Source organism: Formivibrio sp. oc-25 (assembly GCF_055810895.1).
Window position 1 is genome coordinate 1 of the sequence record NZ_JBVVOL010000049.1, and the last position, 8,329, is coordinate 8,329.

The 8,329-nt window shown below is 53.0% G+C and carries 6 protein-coding genes; 1 reads left to right on the top strand and 5 read right to left on the bottom strand.

What is annotated here, in order from left to right; all coding sequences use genetic code 11:
* From AC0KVQ_RS15780 to AC0KVQ_RS15795, 4 genes are all read right to left on the bottom strand, one after another.
* On the bottom strand, positions 1 to 383 hold a 383-nt coding region (locus AC0KVQ_RS15780; protein WP_473422147.1), incomplete at its 3' end, for a TRAP transporter small permease.
* Between the two features lie 64 nt (positions 384 to 447).
* Positions 448 to 1,422, bottom strand: coding sequence for a TRAP transporter substrate-binding protein (locus AC0KVQ_RS15785; protein ID WP_473422148.1), 975 nt, complete (start codon positions 1,420 to 1,422; stop codon positions 448 to 450).
* Positions 1,423 to 1,929: 507 nt separating this feature from the next.
* On the bottom strand, positions 1,930 to 2,748 hold the full coding sequence (locus AC0KVQ_RS15790; protein ID WP_473422149.1) for a peptidylprolyl isomerase: 819 nt from the start codon (positions 2,746 to 2,748) through the stop codon (positions 1,930 to 1,932).
* Positions 2,749 to 2,908: 160 nt separating this feature from the next.
* Positions 2,909 to 5,527, bottom strand: coding sequence for a beta-glucosidase (locus AC0KVQ_RS15795; protein WP_473422150.1), 2,619 nt, complete (start codon positions 5,525 to 5,527; stop codon positions 2,909 to 2,911).
* Positions 5,528 to 5,811: 284 nt separating this feature from the next.
* Between AC0KVQ_RS15795 and AC0KVQ_RS15800 the strand changes: the two genes are divergently transcribed.
* The gene (locus tag AC0KVQ_RS15800) at positions 5,812 to 6,705 is read left to right on the top strand and encodes a LysR family transcriptional regulator (protein ID WP_473422152.1); all 894 of its coding nucleotides are present in this window, start codon (positions 5,812 to 5,814) and stop codon (positions 6,703 to 6,705) included.
* On the opposite strand, the gene uidB is transcribed toward AC0KVQ_RS15800, so the two are convergent.
* Positions 6,691 to 8,064, bottom strand: a complete 1,374-nt coding sequence (uidB, locus tag AC0KVQ_RS15805) for a glucuronide transporter (protein WP_473422153.1) — start codon at positions 8,062 to 8,064, stop codon at positions 6,691 to 6,693. The two genes, AC0KVQ_RS15800 and uidB, sit on opposite strands and share 15 nt — an antisense overlap.
* Between the last annotated feature and the right edge of the window lie 265 nt (positions 8,065 to 8,329).

An 8,329-nucleotide genomic window follows, 5' to 3' on the forward strand; every position in this document is an offset into this window, starting at 1 on the left:
CTCAGTGCCGGCAGCGAATCCACCGACTGGTTCCACGTCACCGCGCACAGACCAAAGCCGTAATAGATCATGAACAGGCTGATCAGAATCATCAGCGCATTCACGGTATGCGCCAATACCCGTTGTGCCCCCCCGGACAAACGTTCCACCAGCATCATCACCGCAATATGGCCGCCGGCACGATAGCTCGCCGCTGCGCCAAAGAAGGTAAAAATCACCATGCACAGAATGGCCACCGGTTCTGGCCAACCTGCGCCCGTCCCCAGCACCTTGCGTGCATACACCCCCCACGGAATCACTGTCGACATGATGATGATCGACAACCCGGAGATCCAGATACAGAGCCGATAGACCACGTCCATCGCCTTCAGATAACTTTGCATTACTTGTTTTCTCCCCAGAAAACACGGGAACAGCATGACTGCCCCCGTTTAATGATCAATGCACTTATTTGGTAGCTTCGATGCGCTTCATCAGATCGGCGAACTGGGCACCGTACTTCGCACGTACCGGAGCGGTCAGGCTATAAAAGGCCTTCTTGTCGGCTTCCACCACTACCACACCATCCTTCTTCATCTGGGCGCGGCTGGCAGCAACCTTCTCATCCCACAGCTTGCGCTGTTCCAGCTGGGCTTCGCGCGACAGCTTCTTGATCAGCGCCTGGTCTTCCTTGGACAGCTTGGCCCAGGCAGCCTTGGAGAAGCAGAAGATTTCCGGAATGATCAGGTGGCCGGTCAGATCATAGTACTTGGCCACCGTGTGGTGGTTTTGCGTCACGTAGGTCGGCTCGTTGTTTTCAGCGCCGTCCACCACGCCAGTCTGCATGGCGCTGAACAGCTCACCAAAGCCCATCGAAATGCCATTACCGCCCATGGCGTTCAGGGTATCCACGAACAGCGGGTTGCCCATCATGCGGATCTTCATGCCCTTCAGGTCGGCCGGGCTCTTCACCGGCTTCTTGGTGTACAGGTTACGCGTACCACCATCCATCCAGCCCAGACCCACCAGACCAGCCGAGCTGGCAGTGATCTTGTTGAGAATTTCATCGCCGATCGGGCCGTCGATCACTTTGCGCATGTGGGTTTCATCACGGAATACGAACGGCATGTTGAACACGTTCACATCCGGCACTACAGGACCAATGGCACCCAGGGAAATACGCACGATCTGGATGGCGCCCACCTGGGATTGCTCGATCATTTCCTTTTCGTTACCGAGCGTAGCGTTCGGGAACATCTTCAGGGACAGGCGGCCCTTGGTAGCGGCTTCGAGCTTCTTGCCCAGATTCTGCATGGCCACCACGTTCGGGTAGCCTTCCGGGTGTACATCGGCAGCCTTGAAGGTTTCTGCCATGGCAGTCACGCTGGCACCAGCGAACAGCGCTGCACTGCAGATGCTCAAAATGGATTTACGGAACAACATGCGACTTTCTCCTCAACGAAATAAGTGGCCTATGCCACAGTCATCAGCGGTCTGACCATACGACAATCTGGTATGATGGACTGCCAAATCGGCGCAATAAGATCATCTCGCACACAGCCATTTCAATGACAGGCATGTTACGATGTGTACAAGTTTTTCACCTCAAACACACAACCTTCCAGCCGCGCAAGCACACACACATAAAGTCGATAAAACATCACTAATTGATTAATTAATATCAATTTTTTTATGTATCGTTTTACTGAAATTTTCTGCAAAGCAGTGTCATTTTTGACAATTTTTTGGCCATTGTTCAAATCAGAACAATCATCCGCACAATAACCATAATGGATTGCTGGTCTTACCAAAAAAGAGCCCTGCCAGCGCAAACTGGCAGGGCTCGTGCGTTACTAGACAAGTGTTAGGGTGATGTAGCGCGCACCCTATTTATCGGCGCAGGGGGCAAAGTCATTTCCAGCAAATCAGGCACAACTCATGTGGGGATGCTCACTGGATTTTGGCCTTGGCGCGCATGTCGGCAAGCAATTTCTCGACAACCATCGTCTCTGCATCCTTCTGCAGCATGTGTTTCATATCACTGAAGGCGGGCACTCTCAGCGGCCGGGTATCATCAACCTTGATGACGTGATAGCCAAAATCGCTTTTGACAGGTACCTGGCCGTATTTACCCTTTGACGTATTGCGCAATGCCTCGGCAAACGGCTGAACGAATCTTGCCGGGCTGGACCAATCCAGATCGCCGCCCTTGGCCTTGCTGCCCGGATCAAGCGACTGCTTGGCCAGCTCTTCAAATTTCTCGCCCTTGCCAAGTTTGCTGATAATTGCCCTGGCTTCACCTTCGGTCCTCACCAGGATATGGCGTACCTTGTACTCGGTATCGCCGCCTTTGGCTCGATAGGAGTCGTAGGCTGCCTTGAGTTGCGCATCCGTCACCGGATGCTTCCTGAGATAATCTTCAAAATAGGCGCGTGCAACAATCATCTGCCGTGTGGCATCAATCTGCGCTTTTAATTGCCGTGTTGCAGCTTCAACCTGCGATGCCACCTCGGACTTTTTGTCAAAACCAGCTTTCGTGGCAAGTTGGTACATCAATTCACGGCGTATGAGATCTTCTCGCAACTTGCCTTGCATTTCAGCCGTTTCCGGCACGCCATTCGCTATGGCTTGAGCCCTGAACATCTCGGCAGTGGCTTGTGAAATCGCCGCCCCATTAACCTTGATAAAAGGTTTTTCTGCTGCATTGATGGGTGACGCGATTGCCACGCCCAGCAGCATTGCGCTGATTACTCGTGAAATTTTCTGCATTTATTCTCCCCTTGCGGGTATTTGATCCAGCCCGGTTGCACCAACCATCGAAGTCATCGCAGTCTGGAGCAGGCTATTCAGGCAATTTTGCTTTGGGATATTCCCGATAAATGGGATTGCCGCAGAGCGGGAAACGTTGCGGCAATCCGATCAAGTCACCTTAAAAGGTACCCACCAGTTTCAGATCCTTCGGCGAAGATGAGCTGCCAACCCAGACCTTGAATGTACCGCTTGGAATCTCCCACTTCTTGGAAGACTGATTCCAGACACTCAGCGGATGGTTGGATGCATTCGGATCAATGGTGATGGTGCCCGATACCGAACCGTTGGCAGCAACCTTGAGTTTCTTGAAGCCAACCAGGCGCTTGGGCGGCTGGGTAATCGTGGCACCGGTCTGCTCACCGACAGACGAAGCGAGGGCAGGCAGTTCCAGATATACCTGAACCACTTCTTCACCTTCCTTGGCCGTCTGGTTTGCTACGCGGAATTTGACATCGTACTTGCCGCTATTAACTTCAAGCGCCGAAGGCGTAACGCTGAACGTGGTGTAGGACAGGCCGTGGCCAAACGGGAACGCTATGCAGGGATTTGCCGAAGCAGAAGCGCTGGTGTAGCAGGTGCTGGAAGCATCCTTCTGTTTGGCATCGTACCAGCGATAACCGATATTCAAACCTTCGGTATAGGCAACCTTGGATTTCGGCTTGCTCGTGGTACCCGTGGTAACACCGGGGAATTGCAGATCCGTCGCGCTATCCAGGAAGCTCTTGCCTGCAAGCGGGAAGGTAACCGGCAACTTGCCCGATGGGGTCTTCTTGCCAAACAGCAGGTCAGCCACGATATTGCCGTCTTCCTGCCCCGGGAACCAGGCTTCAAGAATTGCCGGACCGCCAGTACCCACCAGCGCAGCATCCAGCGCAACCCCGGCATTATCCTTCAACACAAGCGCAGTCTTCTGCGCCATGGTTTTGGCTGTGGTCGAAGTCAGCCCCATGATCGAAGAGATCATGGCAACGGTATTGCTGTTGGCCGGTGCATTGGTTGTGGCATAGGAGTTCGCGCTGGGCTTGGCAACATACCAGTCAAGGCTCATGCCCGCTGCCTTGCCTGCAACACCGGGCACAACGCTGGTTGCCGGCGTCAGCAGAGTGCTATCCGTAAACGAAGCACGGTCAGCCCCCTCCTCGGAAATAGTACCCGCCATGACAATCACGGCATCCGCACCGGCAATGGCAGTCTGCGCGGCAGTGAAGGTTGTGGATGCACCATCAATCGTTGCCGTTGAATTGGCGTCATCCACCAGAATAATCTTGACCGTAGCAGACGTATTGCCAAGGCTGGTCAGGGCATTCTTGATACCATCGAGCGGTGTCACAGTGTAGTTAGGCACCACATCGGAACTGCCACCGCCACCACCGAAGGCCACCCCCACCATGGCACCGCCTGCGACTGCCTGCTGGGCATAGACTTGCGAGGATTTGCCCACCAGGACAATGTTCTGCACGCTTGTGCCATCAAACGGCAATGCACCATTGTTTTGCAGCAGAACAGCGGATTTCACACCAATGTCACGTGCTTTGACCCCACCCGCAGTAAAGTCGATGCTGGTTTGCACCAGCGGCCGATCAAAAATGCCGTACTTGAAGGCCTGGGTATAGCGGCGCTCCAACGCTTGGTTGATCGTGGCAACGGAGATAGCACCACTACTCAGCGCACTGCTCAAATTGTTTGTCGACCAGCTGATGGGGATCGGCATTTCATGATCCAGGCCCGCATTCATGAGGCCGCCAGCACTGATACCGTAAGTGGCATAGAAGTCGGATTGGACATAGCCGGTAAAGCCCCAATCCGTGCGCAATACGTCGGTGAGGTTTTCCTTGCTGGCACAGGATTGCTCGCCATTGATGTGGTTGTAGGCGCACATGATCGATGCCACTTTGCCATCCTTGACCGACATCTCGAACGGGATCATGTAGATTTCTCGCAGCACTTGTCGATCAACCAGGGTATCAATTCCCAGATTGGTCAGCGCCATGCGGTTGGTTTCCTGTTCGTTGGCGATATAGTGCTTGGCCATGCCGATCAAGCCCTTGGACTGTATCGCCTGAATTTCTGCAACAGCCATGGCACCGGTCAGATACGGATCCTCACCAAAATATTCAAAATTACGGCCCAGAATTGGCAAACGTGCCATGTTCACGCCTGGCGCTTCAAACACATGCAGCGCCAGGTTGTTCATTTCATCACCGATCACTTCGCCAAAAGTTCCAGCCACGGCAGGATCGAACGATGCGGCAGCCGCAATGGCGGACGGCAATGCAGTGGCCTTGGCAGAAGTGGAATCGGTATACGGGCTGGTAGATCCAAGCGCGACACAATCGTTTTGACCAAGTCCCACTGGTCCATTGGTAATGCGGAAGGTCGGAATATCCAGTTCGGGAATAGCCGAAACGTGGCGGGCACCGTAACACTGGGGCAATTCCGGCAGAACTTCCGGGCCTTTACCCACCAGTTGTGCCATTTTCTGCTCCAGCGTCATCGCATCCAGCAACAACTTGGCGCGCTTGTTGGCAACGGCCTCTTTGGCCGCATCGCTTATCGCTGCGTTCTGCTCAGCGATGATCGCAGATGTCATCCAGGCATTGGTGGATGTCGAATTGTTATCCGTCGGCGTGCTTGCAGGATTATCCCCGCCTCCGCCACACGCACTCAGGCCCATGCCCAGCACCAGGCTGATAGCAACAGCCAGCGCTGTTTTCTTGGGGTTAAATTTGGGTTGCATGCTCTGAACTCCTCTACTCATGAAAATTTTTGGCTGCAACGCCTCAGCAAAAATCACCCACGAGATCTGACAGGAGGAGGAAGAAACCGCCAGGTGATCGTAGTTGCCAGGGCGTTGCTTACAAAATTCTTGAGTAGAGGCCTCTATCAGTCCAATGCTGATAATTCATACGGCGATACGAATACAGCATCACCCCGATGATTCTCACTAATGGGCTTTTGCAGTAGTCTTGCCGAAACAATTGGCCAACCACTACGCCACAACGCGGACAGCACAGGTTACTGATGGAAGCACGCACACTGAGTCAATTTATCGTGGTGGCCGAAGAAAAAAATATTCGGCGTGCTGCAGCAAGATTGCACATTACCCAATCCGCGCTGACCCGGAAAATTCAGGCGCTTGAAGAAGAAGTCGGGGCAAAGCTTTTTACGCGCGGCACCAGTGGTGTAGAAATTACTGATGCCGGGCAGGCATTACTCCATCATGCGCGCAACATCATTACCGAGCTGGAACAGGCGAAAAAGGATGTTCTGCGTGTAGCCCATAACACCCGGCCACAAATCAACATCGGCGTTTATGGCTCGGCCGCCTTTACCTCCATTCCGCAAATCATTGAGCTATTTACAAAAAACAATCCTGGCGTGGATGTGGTGCTGCACAGCGCACGCAAGGAGCAGCAAATCCAGGCCTTGCGACATGGAAAAATACTGATCGCCTTTGATCGTTTTCTGCAGGAAGAGCCGGATATCGCCTGTGAAGAGGTTTTATCAGAGCCCATTTTGATGGCTTTACACAAAGATCATCCATTGGCGCATCAGGAGGTAATCGATATGCACACATTGCAAGATGAGCTATTTATCGGCTCATCGGACAAATCTCACGATGAGCATTCTTTGCGCACATGGGGATATGTCAAAAAAATAGAAAAGCGCGTTGATGACCTGATCAGCGGATTAACGCTGGTTGATCGTGGATTTGGAATTTTCTATGCACCGCCTTCTGCAAAACTTTTGCCATTCAAAAATATCGTTTACCGGGAATTTGCCGGATCGCAAAATTTTTATTTCAAGCTGCAATGCATTTATTTAAAGAAAGAAAAAAATCCGCTCCTTTCTGATTTTCTGGATATCGTTCACACTTACCGCGCCAATATCGGCAACGCATCAGGCAATACGTGATCCATTTCCCTGCCCACGGCGTTCCCTGATTTCCTGTACCAACTCCAGGAAACGACGATCGGTCAGCGGGTAAAAAAGCATGAGCAGCAGCGCCATGGCATAGCAGATAGCCGGAACCAGCACAAAAGACTGCCACATGACGCGAATGGTGGCAGGGGTCTGATTGGCAAGATTGGGGATATATGCGCTGCTGGCCAGCAAGAAGGCGGGTATCGAGCCGCCCAGCGCCTGTCCACATTTGCGGGTCAGCGAAAACAGCGAATAATTCATGCCTTCAATACGCACGCCTGTGCGCCATTCGCCATATTCCACCGTATCGCTCTCCAGCGCCCACATCACGATCATGCCCAGCGTAGATCCTGCTGCACCCACAGCCAGCCAGGCAAAGATCACCACATGGTCAACGTCTGGAGAAAAATACAGCGCCAGTTTTGCCAGCGATGCAATTGCCATTCCTGCCATGAATGTGCCGCGCTTCCCGATTTTTCGGACCAGTATCGATACCATCGGCAAGGAAACAGCAATACCGAAAATGGTGGTCACCAGAATGATGGTCAGGAAATGTCTGGCATCCCCCAACACGTAACGTGCAAAGTACATGACCGAGGCCCCGCTCGCACTTACGCCAACCAGGACAAACAATGCAATCAGGCACAGCATGTGCAAGGGCCGGTTTGAGCGTAACGCCGCCATGCTTTCCTTCCATTTCGGCTGGCTGATATCCCGCACCACGATCTCTTTGCAGGTTTTGAAGCAGACCCAATAAAGCAGCATGCCGAAACCGGCCATGGCAAACGTCAACAGGGTCAATCGGGATTGCAGGGCTTCGCCGTGCATGTTGCGCAGTACCGGCCCTAAAACAAAAGCCAGAAAGACAATGGTGCAGGTCGACATCAGCGTGCGCGCAGCGCCCAAGAGCGAACGCTCACGCGGAATCTGGGTCATCACGCTGGCAAGCGAGCCATAGGGAATGTTGACAAAAGAATAGGCTGTACCCAGCAAGGCGTAGGTCAGCATGGCATAGATCAGTTTCTGCGTTGAATCCCAATGTGCTGGCACTGAAAAAACCGCCACATTCAGCAGCAGCAAGGGCAACCCAGCCCACAAGAGATAAGGGCGAAACTTGCTGCCATCGGCAAAATGCGTACGATCAATCACACGACCTGCCACCACATCGATCAGTGCATCGTACAAGCGCACCAATAGCAGCATGGTACCTGCGGCGGCGGCGCCGATGCCCGCCACATCCGTGTAATAGTTGAGCAGGAAGAACATACCCATCGAAAACACCAGATTATTGGCCATGTCGCCCACGCCATAACCCGCAAAGGCCGTCCAGCCGAGAGGCTTTGTGCTCATGTCATCCTTCTCCCAAAGTATGGCAATAACCCAAGTAGCGTTTGCCATCTCATATAGTTTTTATTGATTTTACTTGGTTTAAACAAAAAGCCCTGCCGGTTTTCACCGGCAGGGCTCTTATGAACGCCAGAAACAATCAGCTACAGAACAGCGACGTCGCCGCACAGATCTGCGCATCGGATACCAAACCGCCCAGCCACGGCAGCAGCAACGACACCACCGGAACATAGGTCACAATCAGCAACACCACAAACAAACCCACATA

What these genes read in the sequence shown, in the direction of transcription:
- AC0KVQ_RS15800 (WP_473422152.1), top strand. Translation starts at nt 5,812, where the DNA reads ATGGAAGCACGCACACTGAGTCAATTTATCGTGGTGGCCGAAGAAAAA.
- AC0KVQ_RS15795 (WP_473422150.1), bottom strand. Translation starts at nt 5,527, where the DNA reads ATGCAACCCAAATTTAACCCCAAGAAAACAGCGCTGGCTGTTGCTATC.
- AC0KVQ_RS15790 (WP_473422149.1), bottom strand. Translation starts at nt 2,748, where the DNA reads ATGCAGAAAATTTCACGAGTAATCAGCGCAATGCTGCTGGGCGTGGCA.
- AC0KVQ_RS15785 (WP_473422148.1), bottom strand. Translation starts at nt 1,422, where the DNA reads ATGTTGTTCCGTAAATCCATTTTGAGCATCTGCAGTGCAGCGCTGTTC.
- uidB (WP_473422153.1), bottom strand. Translation starts at nt 8,064, where the DNA reads ATGAGCACAAAGCCTCTCGGCTGGACGGCCTTTGCGGGTTATGGCGTG.